The organism is Ruegeria sp. BHSA118 (assembly GCF_059613405.1).
The window spans coordinates 88,446-107,383 of record NZ_JBXWSM010000003.1 but is presented as its reverse complement, the minus strand read 5'-3'; the positions used below and the strand labels follow the sequence as shown (position 1 = coordinate 107,383).

Here is an 18,938-nt window from a genome sequence, read left to right as displayed (position 1 = left end):
TCATCCCCCCCGACCTGTCCCAAAAACTGCTGATGATCATCGCTTTGACGATGCTGATCACACCGCTTCTGTTTATCATCTACGATCTTCTGTCGCGAAAGATCAGCGACACTTCCAAAGAACCTGTGCCGGACGAAATTGACGAAAAAGGCCCCGTCATCATCGCCGGGATCGGTCGGTTCGGGCAGATTGTAAACCGGTTGGTGCGGGCCAGCGGGTTCAAGACGGTTGTGCTGGACCACGATATCGAAACCATTCAGTTGATGCGCCGTTTCGGCGTCAAAGGTTTTCTGGGCGATCCTACACGCCCCGAATTGCTGCGCGCTGCGGGGTTGGAAAAAGCGTCGGTCCTTGTTGCTGTCATGGATGACCACAAGCAAGTCACGCGGCTGGTCGGGTATGCCAGACGGCAGCGCCCCGACCTGCACATCATCGCCCGCGCCCGCGACCGGACCCATGTGTACGAGCTTTATCAGGCTGGCGCCAACGACATCGTGCGGGAACTGTTCGACAGCTCATTGCGCGCAGGCCGCTATGTTCTGGAGAATGTCGGGCTGAGTGAGTACGAGGCCGCACAGGCGGAACAGACCTTTTATCACCACGACCGGACGACTGTTCGCGATCTCGCCGAGCTGTGGGTCCCGGGCCTGCCAACGGCCGAAAACAAGAAATACATCGAGCGCGCCCAGCAACTGGAGAAGGATCTGGAAACCGCGTTGCTGGAACTGGCCGAAAAGCACGCCAAGAAATCCGCCTGACCCAAGCCTGCGCCCGGGTCAGGCAAATAGTCAACCGTCGGACACTCCTGCCTCGGCAAAGGTTGCCATACCGGAATGGCAGGCCACGGCGCTTTTGAGAATATTGATCGCCAGTGCCCCGCCCGACCCTTCGCCCAGCCGAAGACCAAGGCTCAACAGCGGTTCTTTGCCCAGCTTTGCCAATACGGCACCGTGCGCGGCCTCGGCGCTTTGGTGGCCGGCCACGGCGTGATCCAGCGCGGTTTCCGACAGCCTCCACAGGCAGGCAGCGGCAGCCGTACAGATGAAACCATCCAGGATCACAGGAATGCGCAATATCCGCGCGGCGGCAATCGCCCCGGCCATCGCCGCAATCTCACGACCTCCGAGGCAGCGCAGGGTTTCAAGGCCATCCTCTGACGTGTGCAACGCAACACCTTCGGCGACAACGCGGGTCTTGTTGGTCAACCCTGCATCATCGACGCCCGTCCCGCGACCTGTCCAATCGGCCGCGTCACCACCGAACAGCGCGCAGGCAATGGCGGCTGCCGGGGTGGTGTTGCCAATACCCATCTCGCCCACGACCAACAGATCTGCCTGCGGATCCACGGCCTGCCAGCCGGTGCGCAGCGCGTCCAGCAATTCGGCCTCCGTCATGGCCGGTGCCCAGGTGAAATCTGCGGTCGGGTTGTCCAGATCCAGCGCGTGAACATCCATCGTTGCACCCGCCGCCCGGGCCAGCTGGTTGATCGCCGCACCGCCATGTTCGAAATTCATCACCATCTGCACTGTCACTTCCGACGGAAAAGCCGAAACCCCCTGTGCAGTGACGCCGTGGTTTCCGGCAAAGACGATGACCTGTGGCGCCGCGATCTGTGGCCGGGCATCTCCGCGCCATCCTGCGTACCAGATTGCCAAATCTTCAAGTCGCCCCAGCGCGCCCGGGGGTTTCGTCAGTTGTCCGTTTCGCTCTGCCGCGCCCTGCGCCGCGGTGGCATCCGGCCCCGGAGCCGCTGCGAGCGCAGCACGGAACGCGTTTAAATCATTCAGTTCAGGCAACATGAAAGCCTCATTGCATCAGAGTGGTCCTGTGTGTTTAACCGAAGCATCGAATCCAACAAGACCCCGAAAGGCACGGGCGTGCATAAAAACGACACCAATCCCTTTTCCCTGTGGGATATTCCGCTGGCTCTGGTGCTGTTGACCCGCCTGCCCCTGCCCCGATTGCCCGAGCCTGTATTCAAGCGGCAGGCACAGGCGGCATGGGCCTTTCCCATCGCCGGGCTGGCGGTCGGAGCGATTGCCTGTCTGGTCGGATGGTTGGCAATGGTCTTTCATCTGCCCCCTTTTGTTGCCGCGACCCTGTTGGTTGCAACGTTGATCATGGCGACGGGTGCGATGCACGAGGACGGTCTGGCCGATACGTTCGACGGCCTCTGGGGTGGGTTCACCCCTGAACGTCGACTTGAAATCATGAAAGACAGCCAGATCGGAACCTATGGTGTTCTTGCTTTGGTTGTCTCTCAGCTTGCTCGGGTGTCCGCAGTTGCCACGATTTTGGCAACCGGGTCGATTTGGGCGATTCTGGCAGCCTGCGTGTTCTCACGCGCCCTGATGCCGGTTTTGATGGCATTCCTGCCAAACGCCAGAAAATCGGGGCTGAGCCATTCAGTGGGAACCCCCGGCGCGATTTCGGTCAGCATGTCCTTGGGCGTGGCCGTTCCAATCGCCGTTTTCCTGTGCGGGGGTGTGGCGATGACCGCCATCATCTCTGCTGCCTTGATTGCTGCCATCTTGGCGCTGACAGCGCGCAAGAAGATCGGCGGCCAGACCGGGGATATACTCGGGGCATCGCAACAACTGGCAGAGATCGCGTTTCTGCTTGCCATCAGCGCGCAGATTTAGGACACGCCGCCCGTTTCAATCCGAAGTGTTCCACCACAATGCTTGCAATGCACGGCATCCGGGTCATGCCGGTACAACCCGCAGCTTGGGCATTTGTGACGTACCTTTTGCGGCATGAAAATCGCCTGCGCCAAACGGACAAACAACGCGACACCCACGACCATGATGAAAACCGAGAACAGCTTGCCCCAAGGGGTGTTCAGCGTGATGTCACCGAACCCGGTTGTGGTCAGGGTGGCCATGGTGAAATACAGCGCGTCTATGTAAGGCGTCTGTGCGTCTTCCGGAATGAAGAACACCAAAACCGCCGTAGAGGTGGCAAAGACAAAAACCATCAGATTGATTGCTGCAATCACCGCGTCTTCGTGGGTGCGAAAAAACGTACTGTCGCGTCGCAAGTCCCTAAGCAGGTGGTATGAGTGGATCAGGCGCAAGGCACGCAGAATCCTCAGGAACGCCAGGTTGCCCGTCAGGAACGGATCCAGAACCAACGAGGCGATAACGACAATATCCGCCAGCGTATAAATCTGGCGCAGCAACTTCCACCGATCCTTTGAAATCCAAAGCCGCGCAGAAAAGTCCAAGAAAATCAAAAAACCGATCAACTGGCTTGCAATCACCAACCCGGGACCATGAGGGACGTGAGCCGTTGCGACAAAGAAAACGATTGTCGCAACATCGAACAGGATCAGAGCGTATCGAAACCAGACCGAAATCGGGTCATGTCCGATATACAGATATCTAACTGTCTGCTTCATGTCCGCCCTGTAGCTTGCTGCACACAAAGTGAAATTAGCGGCACTCGCGGATTTCACCAAGCCACGAAAAAGGCCGCCCCGATGGTGGAGCGGCCTGTTGTCTTGTCGAATTCGCTGTCAGGCAGCGCGAGAGGTCAAAACTTCGTCCACCTGTTTGGCAGCGGATACTTCGCCGGCGCCGGAAACCGCCGCGACCTCACGGGTCAGACGTTCCAGGGCAGCTTCATACAACTGACGCTCGGAATAGCTCTGTTCGCGCTGATCGTCCGTGCGATGCAGATCGCGGACCACTTCCGCAATCGAAATCAGATCACCCGAATTGATTTTCTGCTCGTATTCCTGAGCACGGCGCGACCACATGGCGCGTTTGACCTTTGCCTTCCCTTTCAGCGTTTTCATCGCCTGACTGATCACGTCGGGCGAGCTGAGCGACCGCAGACCGGATTCGGTAACCTTGTTGGTCGGCACGCGCAGCGTCATCTTGTCTTTCTCAAATGAGATGACGAACAGCTCCAGAGAGAACCCCGCGACATCCTGTTCTTCGATCGAGATGATCTGGCCTACGCCGTGGGCGGGGTAGACAACATAGTCGTTCGGGCGGAACTCGAGCTTTTTCGACTTTGTCATTCAGTTTTTTCCTTGCTTTCGGACGGGACACAGACAACAAAAGCACCACATGCGGGGACTATTTCAGCCCCGACAGGCGGCGATATTGTCACAAATTCAATTCTCCAAAGCGAGCATACTTGTGGAGCGCATCCCAATCTCGGTCATCATACAAGAACCAAGTATATCACAAAAATACGACACCCGAAAGTTTACCCGACGGTAAATTTTCATATTCAAACCGTTTTCAACAGGTTGTGCCGCGATCTTTGCACATCAGACAGGGGTTTGAGCGCGAATCGTTCAACCACCCTCGCCCGGTGCTTCCGAGAAATACTTCTCCATCTTGCCTTCTTCACCGTCGCGTTCCTCCGCATCGGGAAGCGGATCTTTTTTGGTAACGATCACAGGCCACATTTCCGAGTACTTGCGGTTGAATTCGACCCATTGATCCATGCCCGGTTCAGTATCGGGGCGGATCGCGTCGGCCGGGCATTCCGGTTCGCAAACACCGCAGTCGATGCATTCGTCGGGATGGATGACCAGCGTGTTCTCACCTTCATAGAAACAGTCCACCGGACATACTTCGACACAGTCGGTATATTTGCAGGCGATACAGTTTTCGGTGACAACATAGGTCATGATCGGATTCCCGTTTGCGGTTTGAGCGTTTAGCTAATTCAGTCTGGCCTACTCTTCAAGATATGATCAGCGATCTTCGGTGCGAGAAAGATCAAGAGACCGGCGATCTTTCTTTGTCGGGCGACCTTTTCCCTCAAACCCCGGATTTTTGGGCGGGACGTCCTGTTTTTCGGTCATATCGAAATACAGCGTTTGCGCTTCGGGGGCCGGACCACGGCGATCCCCGATTTTTTCGATGCGCACGACGCGGACGATACGGCCCTGAGGAAAGGTCAGAACGTCGCCCGGGGCCACGGCCTGCGCCGGTTTCAGCACCCGGTTTCCGTTCAACCTGACATGGCCACCGCTGACCTGTTTGGCGGCCAGGCTGCGGGTCTTGAAGAACCGCGCCTGCCACAACCATTTGTCAACCCGCAGCTTGGCCTCGGCCATTTCGGATCAGTTACCGTCCTTCAAACCCATCAGCGCAGCTGCAAACGGGTTGTCGGGATCAATCGCCTTTTCCTTTTTCGGCGGCCGCGACGAGAAGGTCTTGGCGCCCTGAGGCTTGCCACCCTTCTTGCCATGCGGTTTGCCACGGCCATCCTGCGGCTTGCTGCGCGGTTTGCCCTTGCTTTGCCCCTGCTCGCGGCGCGGGCCTCGGCTGGGCTGTCGCTGACGGGCCCAGGTGAAGGTATAGAACACTTCAACCTCGGGTTCGTCAGACACTGGTTCTGCGGGAAGGCTTTCCGCGCCAGTCTCCGCTGCGGCCTCTGTGCCGTCGGTGGCCTCGGCGGGTACGGCGACCTCTTCTGCCGCGACTTCACTTGCCGGGGCCTCTTCGGCGGTCGGTTTGTCCGCCACAGCTGCCGCCGGCTGTTCGACCGGTACAGGTTTGACTTTCGGACGCTCGCCGCGTTCTGCCTTGTATCCCAGCCCCTGCATCAGGTCTGCAAACTGATCCAGCGTCATGCCGGTGATCGACAGCATGTCAGGCTTGGCTTCGAAACCGCCACGGCTGTCTTCAGCGCGCAGCATGTCCGCCAAACGTTCCAGCATGTCGATACGGATCGAACGCTCGCCGGCATCGCGGTAGCCACACATGGTGTCATAGCCCTGTGGTGCATCCTTGGCGACCGGCACGGTGACCAGACCCGGAGGTGGCGCTTCGGGGAATTCCTGCAACCCGCTGGACAGCGCCCAAAGCACGAGACGCAGACGCGTGGGGGCAGGTTTCAGCAGCAGCGGCATGAAGATGGTGAACTGGCCGAACCGGATACCATGCTTGCGCAAGGCGCCACGGGCGTCCTGATCCAGATCCTTAACCTCTTGTGCGACCCCGGCGCGGGGCAGGATACCCAGCGCTTCGACCATGCGGAAAGCAAACCCCTTGGCAAGGCCGTTGAGTTCCTCATCCCGCGACAGGTTCAGCAGCGGCTCGAACAGTGCGGCCACCTTGCGGTCAATGAAGTGCTGCAAACGGCGCTGCACTTTCTGCTCGACGTCCGGGCCGGCGGCTTCATCCACAAAAACCTCGACCACGGGCTTGAGAGGTTCCGCCCCGGCAACCAGCTTGCCAACGGCGTATTCACCCCACATCAGGCCACCCTGATCAGTGAAATCAATTTCAGTATCGGGCGCGTTGTAGAAGCGATCGGCGCGCAGATGGAATTGCGGCGCGAGTGCTTGCAGAGACGCCGATTTCAGAGCTTTCGCCTCGGTTCCCTGCGCGCTTTTGTCCGGGATGAACCGGAACCCTTCCAGACGACCGACGAATTCGCCTTCGACGGTCACTTCACCCTTGTCATTTACTTCGGCCAAAAGGGCCTCCTTCTGCTTGAGCCGGCGCAACAAAACGGATGTACGCCGATCCACAAATCTTTGCGTGAGACGCTCGTGCAAAGCGTCGGACAACCTGTCTTCTACAGTGCGGGTTTCGTCACGCCAATGTGATTCGTCACGAACCCACCCTTTCCGCTGCGCAACATATGTCCACGTGCGAATATATGCCAATCTTTTAGATAAAGCGTCGATATCGCCGTGGGTCTGATCGATCCGTCTGATCTGCCGTGCCATGAACTCGTCGGGAATAGATCCCCGTTCATGCAGATGGCCATAGATCACCTCCAGCAAGCTGGCGTGTTCCGCATGGCTGATACCGCGAAAATCAGGGATTCTGCACACATCCCACAACAACCGGATGGACGGGCCGTCGCTTGCCCGGGCGACAACCTCGGTCACTTGCGACAGCGATTTCAACGCGTTCAGGTCGTCAGCAGGGCGGGCCTTGATCAGGTGTTCATCATCCGGGCCGACCTCAAGCGAGTCGATCAGCGCATCAATCGAGCCGAACCGAAGGGCGGCATTCCGCCAGTTCAGCTTTTTCATCGGCGTAAACCGGCTGTCCATGATCGCCTGCGCCACGCCCTCGTCCAGCGGCGGGGCCTCTCCGGTTACGCCGAAGGTGCCATCCGACATCCCGCGACCTGCCCGGCCCGCGATCTGCGCCAGCTCATTCGGCGCAAGCGGACGCATCCTGCGCCCGTCGAACTTGGACAGGGATGAAAACGCAACGTGGTTCACATCCAGGTTCAACCCCATCCCGATAGCGTCCGTGGCAACCAGGTAATCAACCTCGCCGTTTTGGTACAGGTCCACCTGTGCATTCCGGGTCCGCGGGCTGAGCGCCCCCATGACCACCGCAGCACCACCTTTCTGGCGGCGCAGCAATTCGGCGATGGCATAGACGTTTTCAACCGAGAATCCCACGATGGCGCTGCGCGCAGGCATCCGGCTGATCTTTCTGGACCCCGAGTAAACCAGCTGTGACATCCGCTCTCGCCGCACGAACTGCGCCTGGGGGACCAGCGCCGAAATGGGGCCACGCATTGTGTCCGCGCCCAGGAACAATGTCTCGTTCGTGCCGCGAGACCTGAGCAGACGGTCGGTGAAGACGTGACCCCGTTCCGGATCGGCACACAGCTGAATCTCATCGATGGCAACAAAATCAGCGCCCATGCCTTCCGGCATCGCCTCAACCGTGCACACCCAATACTGCGCACGGGGCGGTACGATCCGTTCTTCGCCCGTGACCAGAGCCACCACCGACGGCCCACGGATCGCAACGATCTTGTCATAGACCTCGCGCGCCAGCAGGCGCAGCGGCAGACCGATCACGCCGGTCCGATGGCCCAGCATGCGTTCGATAGCGTAATGGGTTTTACCAGTGTTGGTCGGGCCAAGTACGGCCACGATTCGGGATGACCCGCTCACATTCGCCCCCTGCCCCGAGCCTTACAGCGCCTTGCCTTCAACCTGAGGCTTCAGCCGATTCACGGCATTGGTTACTTCTTCGTGATGGGGATGTATAGCCAACGCCCGAGAATAAGCCTCGTAGGCTTTCCGAGGTTCCCCGATAACTTCAAAGATCAGACCCAGACCGTAAATCGCCTCATAGTGATTTGGATTCAGCGTCAGCACATGTTCCAGATCGGCGGCCGCCATACCAAATCGCTCGACCCCGAAAAAGGCAGATGCGCGCAGATGCCAGCCTTCGGCAAAATCAGGCGCGTGATCCGTCAGCGCGGTCAAGTGATCCAATGCAGCGTCGACGTCGCCCTCATCCAATGCCTCGCGTCCCCGCTCCAGCAGCAGATCAGCCGACGCAGACCCCGATTGCGACCACAGCGCCTGCAACTGCCGATCCAGTGCAATTGCCTGTTCCGGGGTCGACTGCGCCAGTTTTTGCAGCAATTCATCCTCGTCCCGTGAATCCGCCTGCTGCGCGAAACAATTGGTGGAAAACGTGACTAGGACAAAAAGTGCCGCAACGGTACCTTTGAGATTGTGAATTGCAATGCTCATAACAATAGTCAGTGTAGCGTTGCGACCGGGGATGTCCATTCACGGCGCACTAACAATATGAGGAAAAGTATGAGCGAGACTCTTGAAAAAGCGGCTGCCGCACTGAACGAAAAACTGGATGGCGGCGCGTTTGATGATACGGCCAAGTTTGCCATCACCGATCTGGGTTCGATCGTTCTGGACGAAAACGGTGCGCGGGTCAGCGATGAAGAGGCCAGTGTCACCATGAGCGCTGACGCAGAGACGTTCGAACAGATCCTCAGCGGTGAGCTGAATCCGACCGGCGCGTTCATGTCCGGAAAGCTGAGCATTGATGGCGACATGGGTGTTGCCATGAAACTTGCATCGGTACTGGCCTGATGGAGTTCTCGCCGGCCCCCCTGTTTGAAGACGCGGCCGGCGGCCCTGCCGGTGGAAAGGCCCATTGGTTGACGACGTCTGACCAAAAACGCATTCGCGTGGGTCACTGGCTTCCGGATGATGGTGCACGTGGCACCGTCATGATGTTCCCCGGACGCACCGAATATATCGAAAAATATGGCAGTACCGCCGGTGAATTCACGAAACGCGGCTTTGCGATGCTGGCCGTGGACTGGCGCGGTCAGGGTCTTGCGGATCGGCTGCTGGAAAACCCACGCATCGGCCATGTCGATCATTTCACCGACTACCAATACGATGTTCAGTCAACTCTGGACCTTGCAAACGCTCTGGATTTGCCCAAGCCGTGGTACGTCGTCGGGCATTCGATGGGCGGCGCCATCGGGTTGCGTGCCGTCATAGAAAAAGGGTGTTTTGCCGCGTGCGCGTTCACCGGCCCGATGTGGGGAATTTTCTTCACTCCGGTCATGAAACCTCTGAGCCGCGTTGCCGCATATTGGGGCACGGCGCTTGGCCTTGGCGAACGCACGCCCCCGACCACGACGCTTGAAAGCTATGTCCTGTCGCAACCTTTCGACAGGAATATGCTGACCCGCGATCCGGACATGTACCGGATGATGCAAAATCAGTTGAATGCGCATCCCGAACTGGCTCTTGGTGCCCCTTCCAACCGCTGGCTGCGCGAGTCGCTGGACGAATGCGAATGGTTGATGGAACAGCCCGCGCCGGCGACACCTTGTCTGACTTTTCTGGGCAGCCACGAGCAAATCGTCGATCGCAAGGCCATACGGGCGCGCATGGCCAATTGGCCAAATGGCACATTGGTCGAAATCCCGAACGGTGAACATGAGGTGCTGATGGAAGCACCCGAGGTTCGAGGGCCGGTTCTGGACAAGATTACGGCGCATTTTCTGGCCAATCAGGCCAATGGCGCATCCGAGCTGGTTTCCTCGTAAACCCTTTCACCTTGGGATTGGCCGCTTGTGATCCGGGCGCACCAGCCCTAGATGTTTGCAAAAGCAGTCTACTAAAGGTGATGCATGCGCGACCTCCCCTTCCCTGTCCGTGACGCGAACGCAATCGGTGGCTCCGGCAATCTGGGCAATCTTCCGGAATGGGATCTGACGGATCTCTACGCCTCCGAAGAGGCGCCCGAACTGGCGCGTGATCTGGATTGGCTGGAAGGCGAAAGTGCCGCCTTTGCTGCTGACTATGAAGGCAAGCTGGCAAAGCTGGACGCCGCGGCTCTTTTGGCCTGCGTTCAGCGCAATGAAAAGATCAACGCCGTCGCAGGCCGTATCATGTCCTTTGCCGGTCTGCGCTATTACCAACTGACCACCGACGCAGAGCGCGCCAAATTCCTGTCTGACATGCAGGAAAAGATCACCGTGTTCACAACGCCCCTGGTGTTTTTCACGCTCGAGATCAACCGGATCGAAGACGATGTTCTGAAAGCGCATTTTGCGGCCAACACGGATCTCGCCCGCTACGAACCTGTGTTCCGTCGCATCCGCGCAATGAAGCCCTACCAACTGTCTGACGAGCTGGAAAAATTCCTTCATGATCTGGGGGTTGTCGGCGACGCGTGGGAACGTCTGTTCGACGAAACGATTGCCGGACTGGCATTTCATGTCGACGGTGAAGAACTGAACATCGAAGGCACCCTGAATCTGCTGACGGAACAGGACTGCGCGAAACGTGAGGCTGCGGCGCGCGAACTGGCCAACGTGTTTCAGGAGAACATCAAAACATTTGCCCGTGTCCACAACACGCAGGCCAAAGAGAAAGAAATCGTCGATCGCTGGCGCAAGATGCCGACCGCGCAAACAGGGCGTCACTTGTCGAACGATGTCGAGCCCGAAGTGGTCGAAGCCCTGCGCGAGGCGGTCGTGGCCGCCTATCCCAAACTCAGCCATCGGTACTATGAGCTCAAGCGCAAGTGGCTGGGTCTGGATGTGATGCAGGTCTGGGACCGCAACGCGCCGCTGCCGATGGAAGACACCCGCACCGTGTCGTGGGAGGACGCCGAGAAAACCGTGATGGAGGCTTACGCCGCCTTCGATCCTCGCATGGCCGACATCGCGGCGCCGTTCTTCTCGAAAGGCTGGATCGACGCGGCGGTGAAGCCCGGCAAGGCGCCGGGCGCCTTCGCGCATCCCACCGTGACCGAGGTGCATCCTTACGTGATGCTGAACTACCTGGGCAAGCCGCGCGACGTGATGACCCTGGCGCACGAGCTGGGCCACGGCGTGCATCAGGTGCTGGCCGCCGATCAGGGCGAGATGCTGTCCTCGACCCCGCTGACACTCGCCGAAACCGCCAGCGTCTTCGGCGAGATGCTGACCTTCCGCAAGATGCTGGACCAGGCCGAAACGCCCGAACAGCGCAAGGTGCTGCTGGCCGGCAAGGTCGAGGACATGATCAACACGGTGGTCCGCCAGATCGCGTTTTACGACTTTGAATGCAAACTGCACGCCGCCCGGCGCGAGGGGGAACTGACCCCGGACGACATCAACGCCCTGTGGATGAGCGTTCAGGCCGAAAGCCTTGGCCCCGCGTTTGAATTCATGGACGGGTACGAGACCTTCTGGGCCTATATCCCGCACTTTGTTCATTCGCCCTTCTACGTCTATGCCTATGCCTTCGGAGACGGGTTGGTGAACGCGCTATACTCGGTCTATGAAAGCGGCGCCGACGGGTTCGAGGACAAGTATTTCGACATGCTGCGCGCAGGTGGATCAAAGCACCACAAGGAACTGTTGGCCCCGTTCGGGCTGGATGCCAGCGACCCGAAATTCTGGGACAAGGGGCTGTCGATGATCTCGGGCTTCATTGACGAGTTGGAGGCGATGGAGGGCTGAGACGCCCTAAACAGAAGGTGGCGACATCTGCCTTGTGGAAATCCTTCGTTCTCGGCAATGTCGCGCCCAAAAGGCTCCTGAATGCCCGCTGCGCGGGACAAAACAGTCATTGCCTCGGGTAACGCTTGGGCTGGGTGCACCCCCAGTTACTCGCCGAGATGTTCGTCCAGAAAACCGATAATGCGGTCACTCAAAGCGCTGCGGGTGCCATCGTCAGCCAGCGACACTGCGCCATGCGGATAGAAGTGGGCGAAACCCGGAACCCAAGCGAGCTGATAATCGACCCCTGCGCCTTGCATCAGACGGACAATTCCGGGGAGTTGTCCGAGTTGCGTGTGTTCATCGAACTGCGAATATACAAGAAGTGTGGGAGGCAGGTCGCCAATCTGAGCGACGGCAATATGCTCAAACAGAATGTCTGTACCGGAAAGCGGAAACACGGCGGCCAATGGTGTCCGTAAACCGAAGGCCACGTTCATCGTAATCCCACCACCTGCCGAGTGTCCGCCCATCGCGATCCGCTCGGGGTCAACGCCGAACTGATCAGCATTTTTAACCACGAAGTCGAAGGCCATCCGCACATCCTCAGCGGCGGCAACACCTGCATCCCAAAGAAACCGCCGCCCCTCGGCTGTGTCCGGCAGTGGTTCCAGCCCCATGGCACCGCGCGCACGCACCGTTGCTGCGAACACTTCAGGTGTGACATAGCTGTCGACATCTTCACGAAGGTTCGCTTGTCCGGGTAACAAGGTCGGAACAGGATTTTCCATCGCCAGCCGATACTCGACGACAAACACGACATATCCAAGCGGGGCGAGCAGGCGTGCATAGTCTTCAGGTCGGGAATGGACAGCAGCCTCAAGCCGGAATGGTTGCTCCCTGCGACCGCCGCGATGATGAGCGCCACCGTGGACGTAAATGACTGCCGGGCGCGTTGTGCTCGGTTGGTAAGCGCCACGTGAGAAATCGGCGTTCTCCTCAGTCGGATAATAGACGTCCATTTTGAGATCGCGTTCAACGTCGACGCCGTCGGGGGCAATGGTCGCCTGACCGAAAACGACATCAAGGTCTGCGCGGTATCCCAGTGAACCTTCCGCAGACGCAACGCCTGCCGTTATGACCAGCGCGCCTAAAGTCGAAATCATGGCAAATGCTGTCTGTCTCATAGTCTCTCCAAACCCTGTGCCGATGGCACGCCGAAACATCTACTATCAGCCGTTCGATGACGGCATGCAGAGCCATATTGGCCAAGACGCTTCTAACCAGGTTGGGTCAATGACCAATGGCCTTATTGGGCTCATAGCAGACATACCCAAGATCACTTCAACTGACTGTCCTTCGACCCCCGCCGATTGACGCCGCCGCGCGCCTTGAACGCGCCGTCCCGCTCTTGCTGGCAATCCAGACACAGCTTTACTCCCGGCAACGCGACGCGGCGCTTTTCCGGTATGGGTTCTTCGCATTCGGCACAATGGGTCAGGCTTTCGCCCTGGGGCCGCCTTTGCGCCTGCATCCGCGCCAGTTCATCTGAGATCGACGCTTCGATCTGTTCGCTCACAGCGCCGTCGCGTGCCCAACCTCCGGCCATCGGTCATCTCCTGAAATTGTGAAACTCAGGATAGCTGAGCCGCTGGCCGCAACGCAAGTTACAGCGAAACCGCGCCTTCGAATACACGATCAATCACCTCTTGCGTCCCGCGTGAAAATTCCAAAGGACAGGGATATTCCGCCCCGTCCCGGATCGAACGGCAAAAGGCCTCGACCTGCAACTTGTAATGGTCTGCTCCGGGGAATCGGGTAACCTGAACTTCAAGCCCCGGCCGGTGCAGTTCGACCCGGGCCTCTCCGAACACACGCGCGTTGAACGGGGTCGTCAGACGGATCAAACCGCTTTCGCCGTGAAACACCATCTCCTGATGGGGATGCATCCGTATGGACACATAGCTGGAATAGGTAAATCCGGGGAACTGGGCGCGAATTTCAGTGAAGATGTCGATATCATCCTGCCAACGGATCGCGGATTGCACCGACACAGGTTCTTGCCCGGTTGCAAAGCGCGCTCCGCCAATCACGTAGACCCCGATGTCACGCAATCCACCGCCGCCCGTTTCCGCACGGTTTCGAATGTTCCGAGTGTCAGAGCGATTGTCGAAACTGAATGCACCGGTCACATGTACCAAATTGCCGATGGCACCATCAGCGATCAGTTTCCTTGCAAGCTGCCATTGAGGGTGATGGACGATCATGTATGCCTCGGCGGCCAGCAGGCCGCTTTGGTCCCGCTTTTGGATCAATGCGTCGAATTCATCCGCCTTCATGGTCATGGGTTTTTCGCACAGAACATGCTTGCCAGCGCTCAAAGCCTTAAGGCTCCATTCCGCATGCATATGGTTGGGCAACGGGATGTAGATTGCGTCAATTCCGGCGTCTGCCAACAACGCATCATAGCTGTCATAGACTTGCAAATCCGGACAAAAGGACTGAAACGGTTCTGCTTTCGCGGCATCCGAGGTTGCCAGCGCGGCCAAGCGCGCGCCATTTGCTGCATGTATCGCCGGGGCCATGTATTCGCGGGCAAATTTCGCTGCACCCAATACACCAAATTGAACCGGTTTTTGCATTGCGCCCTCCGTATTCGGCTTGTTTCAAATAGTGCGCTTCCCGAAGGGTCACCAGCGCCCGTTCTGCTACAAAATCAAAGACAAAACACGTCTTTTTCCTAGCACAGCTTTCGACCTTCAGCCATTGATTTAGGTCTCAGGTTCAGTTTCTGCCAACATTCGCAAAAAACGCCCCCTGAATATCAGAGGGCGTTTTCCGTCATTGCTTGAACGCAAAAGACTCATCCTGTGGGGCAAGCAGGGGCGTAACCGTCAGCTGACACCCAGCATGCCTTTTTCCCGCGCCAGATCCCGCATTTTCTTTTGCAACTTCTCGAACGCGCGCACTTCGATCTGGCGAATGCGCTCGCGGCTCACGTTGTACTGTGCGCTCAACTCCTCGAGCGTGACGGGCTGATCCATCAAACGGCGCTGGGTCAGGATATCCTTTTCCCGATCATTCAGCACATCCAAAGCCGCCGCCAGCAATTCCCGACGCGCTTCCAGCTCATCGCGTGCTTCGTAATCACCGGCCTGATCGGCATCCTCATCCTCAAGCCAGTCCTGCCACTGCATGGTGCCTTCGCCTTCGGACCCGACCGTGGCGTTCAGGGACGCATCACCTCCGGACATTCGGCGGTTCATGCTGATCACTTCCTCTTCGGTCACGCCCAGATCAGTGGCGATCTTCTTGACGTTTTCAGGGCGCAGGTCGCCCTCTTCCAATGCACCGATGCGGGCCTTGGCCTTGCGCAGGTTGAAAAACAGCTTTTTCTGCGCCGAGGTCGTGCCCAGTTTCACCAGAGACCAGGACCGCAGGATGTATTCCTGGATCGAGGCACGTATCCACCACATGGCATAGGTCGCCAGACGGAAGCCCTTTTCAGGGTCAAACCGTTTGACCGCCTGCATCAGGCCCACATTGGCCTCGGAAATCACTTCGGCCTGCGGCAGTCCATAGCCGCGATAGCCCATGGCGATCTTGGCCGCCAGACGCAGGTGAGACGTCACCATCTTGTGCGCGGCTTCGGTGTCCTGCTCTTCGACCCAACGCTTGGCCAGCATGTATTCTTCTTCCGGCTCCAGCAGAGGAAACTTGCGGATTTCCTGCATATAGCGATTCAGGCCGCCCTCGGGCGTCGGTGCGGGAAGATTTGCGTAGTTTGCCATTATATGTGTCCCTCCGACAAATGTTTAGGTATTTAACATAGGATATGGGTAAGGAACCCTTCCCATTCAAGAGGTTCTGCTAACAGTCTGAAATTAATCTTACGTTAAGGAAAGGTAAAAAGCCCCTAATCACAGGACTTTGCTTATTATGACAGCGGTCTGCGCAGCCGTTCGACAAGGTTTTGCATATCTGGCGGCAAATCGGCCTCGAACCGCAGGGATTCACCAGTGACAGGGTGCTCGAACCCCAAAACGGCGGCATGAAGCGCCTGACGGGGAAAAGCGCCTGCAAAACCGGCGGCGGCGGCTGAAAACGCTTTGGCCGACAGCTTTCGCTTGCCGCCATAAACCGGGTCGCCCACCAGCCCGTGCCCTGCGTGGGCCATATGAACGCGGATCTGATGCGTTCGGCCGGTTTCAAGCCAGCATTCGATCAGAGCAAGACCCGCCGGCACACCAAATGTCTCGACAACGCGCGCGCGTGTCACGGCATGCCGCCCGCCATGGAACAGAACCGCCTGTCTCTGACGGTCGGTCTTGTGTCGCGCAAGTTGCGTCGTAACGCGCATGATGTTGCCGGGTTCAAAGCTGATCCCTTTGACGCCGCGCAAACGAGGATCGTTGGCATCCGGCACCCCGTAACACACCGCGCGGTAATACCGTTCGACACTATGCGCCGCGAACTGCTCGGCCAGACCGTGATGCGCAGCGTCTGACTTTGCGACCACCAGAAGGCCACTGGTTTCCTTGTCGATGCGATGCACGATACCGGGGCGCTTCACCCCGCCGACGCCCGACAGATCGTCTCCGCAATGGTGGAGCAAAGCATTCACCAATGTCCCGCTGGGTGATCCCGGCGCGGGGTGTACGACCATGCCTGCGGGTTTGTTGACGACGATTACGTCCGCATCCTCGAAGACGATCTCGAGCGGGATGTCCTCGGGGCCGATATGGCTGTCTTCGGCCTCGGCCACGACAATCGTGACCCGCGCCCCTTCGGCCACCTTGGCCTTGGGGTCGCGTACCTCGGCACCGTCGATCTGCACCGCCCCCCCTTCGATCAGGCGCGCAAGTCGGGTGCGCGACAGGTTTTCCCCGTCTGGCACATCGCGGGAAAGCGCCTTATCAAGGCGAGGCGGCGGATCGGCCGCGATCTGAAACTCAATCTGGCGGGTGCCCATGACTGTCCCTTCCGAACCTCAAGAACCGCAGGAAACTCCGCAACTGCGATTGCTGCGGCGGATGGTCATGCTGTTGACCGCGGTGATGATTGGCGGGGTTCTAGTGACATTCGCCCTGATTGTCATCCGCCTATCGGACCGCACCCCCACCTTGCCGGATCAGATCGAGCTGCCCGACGGGGCCCGGGCGCAGGCCCTGACCATCGGTTCAAACTGGTATGCCGTCGCAACCGATGACAACCGCATTCTGATCTTTGACAAAACAACAGGAAAACTGCGCCAGGAAATCGCGGTCGAATAGACCCCGCCGCCTGTTCCGGCGGCATGAAAGATCCGGGGATCGTCCAGCCTCAGCCGGGAAACAGCCGAGTTCCGGTCCACGCAGCACCCAGACGCTGATCCAGCGCATCCGACCGCATCTTGTGCTTGCCTGACACCGGCGCCAACATGATGTCGCCCAAGCAAATCCTGTCACCAACCGGGAAAAGCTCTACGCTTGCGCATTCAAGGTCTTGCCCCAGGGTTTCAGCGATCCGGATCATGTCTTCAAAGCGTTCGGGCCGGGGTTCAACAGTGCTGCTGGTTGGTGAATACAACTCATCTGCAAGGTAATTGTAGTCGCGATCATGGAGCATCTGGATGCGCCCTCGCCCCCGGTCACGGTCAACCTGCACCAGCTGCACGCGTCCGGCGATTACCCAAAATTTCCAGGTGCCGGCCTGTCGATCCCCGGCGGACAAGTCTTCTTCGATGTAATAGAGGGGCTTTTGCGTGGCGCGCCACCATTCGCCTGTCCAGAAACCTTCGGGCGTTTTTGTCTTGTGCCACGCGGCCAGTTTCTGTTTGGCATCGTCGCGCTGCGTGCCATCCAGCGGGAACGACAGGGCCAGCTTGTGACCATGGCTCATCGTTCCTTTCAACCAATACTGGCCGGGCCCGAGGTCGAGTGTTTCGGGCAATGCCGGAATGTGCGCCTCCCACATGCGCTGTGGGCAGGCCAGCGGTTCCGAGGCGCTGCCCACGTATTTGGACCGGTCAGAAATCAACCCATCAGGGACTTCGCCAAACAGCTTCATGACCACCAGCTTTTCGGCGAATGTCTTTGGCGCGCGCAGATCGGGTAAAGACCGATGGCTATCCGCATAGTTGTACAGTGACATGCCAAGCGCATTCAGCCGTGCAGGATCACTGCCATAGTGTTCCCAACCGCGCGAAAAACCGGCGCGTGGCGGGGTGTTGGCGCCATGCAGATTGTCAGCTGCAATTGCGTCGAGATCAGCCTGAGCCGCCTTGAGATAGTCTTCCCGGTCAGAGAGCAGCGCAACGGACACGACGCCGCCGGTGGCGTCGTGGATTTCTTCGGTCGTCGCGCGCAATGTGGGCAGGTTTGCCGGAAACTCCACCGGTTTGAGGCCCCCACGGCCGTGGCGCGGCAAAGGCGCGTCGCCCGGTCGCACCCCCAGGTTCCTCAAACGTCGATCCAGAAACGAATGCCGCTTGATCCCGTTTGCAATCCACCACCGCATCCGGCGCCCCCACAGATGCACGGCAAGCGTTTCCTCTTTGATATACGCGTCCCTGAACTCTCGGACGTGAATGTCATTGGCGTGCCCTGCCCGTCTGAACGGCAAAGGATAAAAGACCGGTATGGGGCTGGCATGCTTCAACTCGTCGTGGTGGCGGAGAAACCATGTCATGACACCGGGGCCGTAGACACTGTGTTCCTGATCTGACGCATGAGGTAACTCACCGGTCTGTTTCAGGCGTTCCAGTTCTTTTCGTTCTTCCCCTTCAACCCAGGGGCGGATCGGATAGGGGTCCTGGCAGTATTCGGAATACGCGTTCAACGTGGGGCTGTCGTGCGGCAGCCGCATTACTGCATTGCAGATGGTATCGCGGTTGAAATACCCAAAGACATGATCTGCCTTTGGTATCGGGGCAAGCGCCAACACATCCGTGTCGCACCACAGAAAATCCGTTTTCTTCATCAGGTGCAATCTGAAGATATCGGATTGGGGCACCGGCGTCTTGAACTGGTTGTTCACGATGAACTGCTTGGGCTCGTGGATTTCGTTTGCCGACACCAGTTCGATACCGTCCGGAACGTTGTCGACTTGTCCATAGTGAAACAAAACGACCCTGTGCCCGCATTCGACGAATGACAGCATGCACATCTGTTCCAGAAAGCTCAGGCTGCCTTCCATCCACAGCATCCCAATCGTCGGAAGAGAGTGATCCGCAACCATTCGTCTATTTC

The 18,938-nt window shown here is 58.4% G+C and carries 19 protein-coding genes; 6 read left to right on the top strand and 13 right to left on the bottom strand.

The window, feature by feature from the left end; genetic code table 11:
• Positions 1–758: NAD-binding protein (locus AC2FNN_RS02035; RefSeq protein WP_496756245.1), on the top strand; the 758-nt coding region annotated here is incomplete at its 5' end.
• A gap of 30 nt (positions 759–788) precedes the next feature.
• Here AC2FNN_RS02035 and cobT read toward each other — a convergent pair.
• Positions 789–1,799 (bottom strand): nicotinate-nucleotide--dimethylbenzimidazole phosphoribosyltransferase, encoded by a 1,011-nt coding sequence (gene cobT, locus AC2FNN_RS02030; RefSeq protein WP_496756244.1) that lies wholly within the window; start codon positions 1,797–1,799, stop codon positions 789–791.
• Between the two features lie 78 nt (positions 1,800–1,877).
• Here cobT and cobS point away from each other — a divergent pair, with 78 nt between their 5' ends.
• Positions 1,878–2,642 (top strand): adenosylcobinamide-GDP ribazoletransferase, encoded by a 765-nt coding sequence (cobS, locus tag AC2FNN_RS02025; RefSeq protein WP_496756242.1) that lies wholly within the window; start codon positions 1,878–1,880, stop codon positions 2,640–2,642.
• Here the strand turns inward: cobS and AC2FNN_RS02020 are convergent.
• The 6 genes from AC2FNN_RS02020 to AC2FNN_RS01995 all read right to left on the bottom strand — a co-directional run bounded on the left by AC2FNN_RS02020 (position 2,639) and on the right by AC2FNN_RS01995 (position 8,530).
• Positions 2,639–3,400 (bottom strand): ion channel, encoded by a 762-nt coding sequence (locus AC2FNN_RS02020; RefSeq protein WP_496756241.1) that lies wholly within the window; start codon positions 3,398–3,400, stop codon positions 2,639–2,641. The genes cobS and AC2FNN_RS02020 overlap by 4 nt on opposite strands.
• 117 nt (positions 3,401–3,517) lie before the next feature.
• Entirely contained in the window at positions 3,518–4,027 is a 510-nt protein-coding gene (locus AC2FNN_RS02015) for a CarD family transcriptional regulator (RefSeq protein ID WP_209504207.1), read from the bottom strand.
• Positions 4,028–4,309: 282 nt separating this feature from the next.
• Entirely contained in the window at positions 4,310–4,648 is a 339-nt protein-coding gene (fdxA, locus tag AC2FNN_RS02010) for a ferredoxin FdxA (RefSeq protein WP_152457680.1), read from the bottom strand.
• Positions 4,649–4,714: 66 nt separating this feature from the next.
• Entirely contained in the window at positions 4,715–5,080 is a 366-nt protein-coding gene (locus AC2FNN_RS02005; RefSeq protein ID WP_496756240.1) for an RNA-binding S4 domain-containing protein, read from the bottom strand.
• Between the two features lie 6 nt (positions 5,081–5,086).
• The gene (locus AC2FNN_RS02000) at positions 5,087–7,900 is read right to left on the bottom strand and encodes a helicase-related protein (RefSeq protein WP_496756238.1); all 2,814 of its coding nucleotides are present in this window, start codon (positions 7,898–7,900) and stop codon (positions 5,087–5,089) included.
• Positions 7,901–7,921: 21 nt separating this feature from the next.
• Positions 7,922–8,530, bottom strand: coding sequence for a tetratricopeptide repeat protein (locus AC2FNN_RS01995; RefSeq protein ID WP_496756236.1), 609 nt, complete (start codon positions 8,528–8,530; stop codon positions 7,922–7,924).
• 30 nt (positions 8,531–8,560) lie between these two features.
• Between AC2FNN_RS01995 and AC2FNN_RS01990 the strand changes: the two genes are divergently transcribed.
• From AC2FNN_RS01990 to AC2FNN_RS01980, 3 genes are all read left to right on the top strand, one after another.
• Positions 8,561–8,851 carry an SCP2 sterol-binding domain-containing protein gene (locus tag AC2FNN_RS01990; RefSeq protein WP_152457676.1) on the top strand — a complete coding sequence of 97 codons (291 nt, stop codon included), beginning with the start codon at positions 8,561–8,563 and terminating at the stop codon, positions 8,849–8,851.
• Positions 8,851–9,825, top strand: a complete 975-nt coding sequence (locus tag AC2FNN_RS01985; protein WP_496756234.1) for an alpha/beta fold hydrolase — start codon at positions 8,851–8,853, stop codon at positions 9,823–9,825. Before AC2FNN_RS01990 ends, AC2FNN_RS01985 begins: the two co-directional genes overlap by 1 nt.
• Positions 9,826–9,909: 84 nt before the next feature.
• The gene (locus tag AC2FNN_RS01980) at positions 9,910–11,730 is read left to right on the top strand and encodes a M3 family oligoendopeptidase (RefSeq protein WP_496756233.1); all 1,821 of its coding nucleotides are present in this window, start codon (positions 9,910–9,912) and stop codon (positions 11,728–11,730) included.
• Between the two features lie 146 nt (positions 11,731–11,876).
• Here AC2FNN_RS01980 and AC2FNN_RS01975 read toward each other — a convergent pair whose 3' ends face one another.
• The 5 genes from AC2FNN_RS01975 to AC2FNN_RS01955 form a co-directional block, all read right to left on the bottom strand.
• Positions 11,877–12,896, bottom strand: a complete 1,020-nt coding sequence (locus AC2FNN_RS01975; RefSeq protein ID WP_496756231.1) for an alpha/beta hydrolase — start codon at positions 12,894–12,896, stop codon at positions 11,877–11,879.
• A gap of 152 nt (positions 12,897–13,048) precedes the next feature.
• Positions 13,049–13,318, bottom strand: coding sequence for a DksA/TraR family C4-type zinc finger protein (locus AC2FNN_RS01970; RefSeq protein WP_496756229.1), 270 nt, complete (start codon positions 13,316–13,318; stop codon positions 13,049–13,051).
• Between the two features lie 58 nt (positions 13,319–13,376).
• The gene (locus tag AC2FNN_RS01965; protein ID WP_496756227.1) at positions 13,377–14,351 is read right to left on the bottom strand and encodes a Gfo/Idh/MocA family protein; all 975 of its coding nucleotides are present in this window, start codon (positions 14,349–14,351) and stop codon (positions 13,377–13,379) included.
• Positions 14,352–14,603: 252 nt separating this feature from the next.
• Positions 14,604–15,500 (bottom strand): RNA polymerase sigma factor RpoH, encoded by an 897-nt coding sequence (rpoH, locus tag AC2FNN_RS01960; protein ID WP_496756225.1) that lies wholly within the window; start codon positions 15,498–15,500, stop codon positions 14,604–14,606.
• Positions 15,501–15,646: 146 nt separating this feature from the next.
• Positions 15,647–16,681 (bottom strand): RluA family pseudouridine synthase, encoded by a 1,035-nt coding sequence (locus tag AC2FNN_RS01955; protein WP_496756223.1) that lies wholly within the window; start codon positions 16,679–16,681, stop codon positions 15,647–15,649.
• On the opposite strand from AC2FNN_RS01955, the gene AC2FNN_RS01950 reads away from it, so the two are divergent.
• Positions 16,680–16,982: a DUF6476 family protein gene (locus AC2FNN_RS01950; RefSeq protein WP_224855318.1), complete on the top strand. Its 303-nt coding sequence runs from the start codon at positions 16,680–16,682 to the stop codon at positions 16,980–16,982. The two genes, AC2FNN_RS01955 and AC2FNN_RS01950, sit on opposite strands and share 2 nt — an antisense overlap.
• Before the next feature lie 49 nt (positions 16,983–17,031).
• Here AC2FNN_RS01950 and AC2FNN_RS01945 read toward each other — a convergent pair whose 3' ends face one another.
• Entirely contained in the window at positions 17,032–18,927 is a 1,896-nt protein-coding gene (locus AC2FNN_RS01945; RefSeq protein WP_496756221.1) for an ATP-grasp fold amidoligase family protein, read from the bottom strand.
• Positions 18,928–18,938 lie beyond the last annotated feature (11 nt).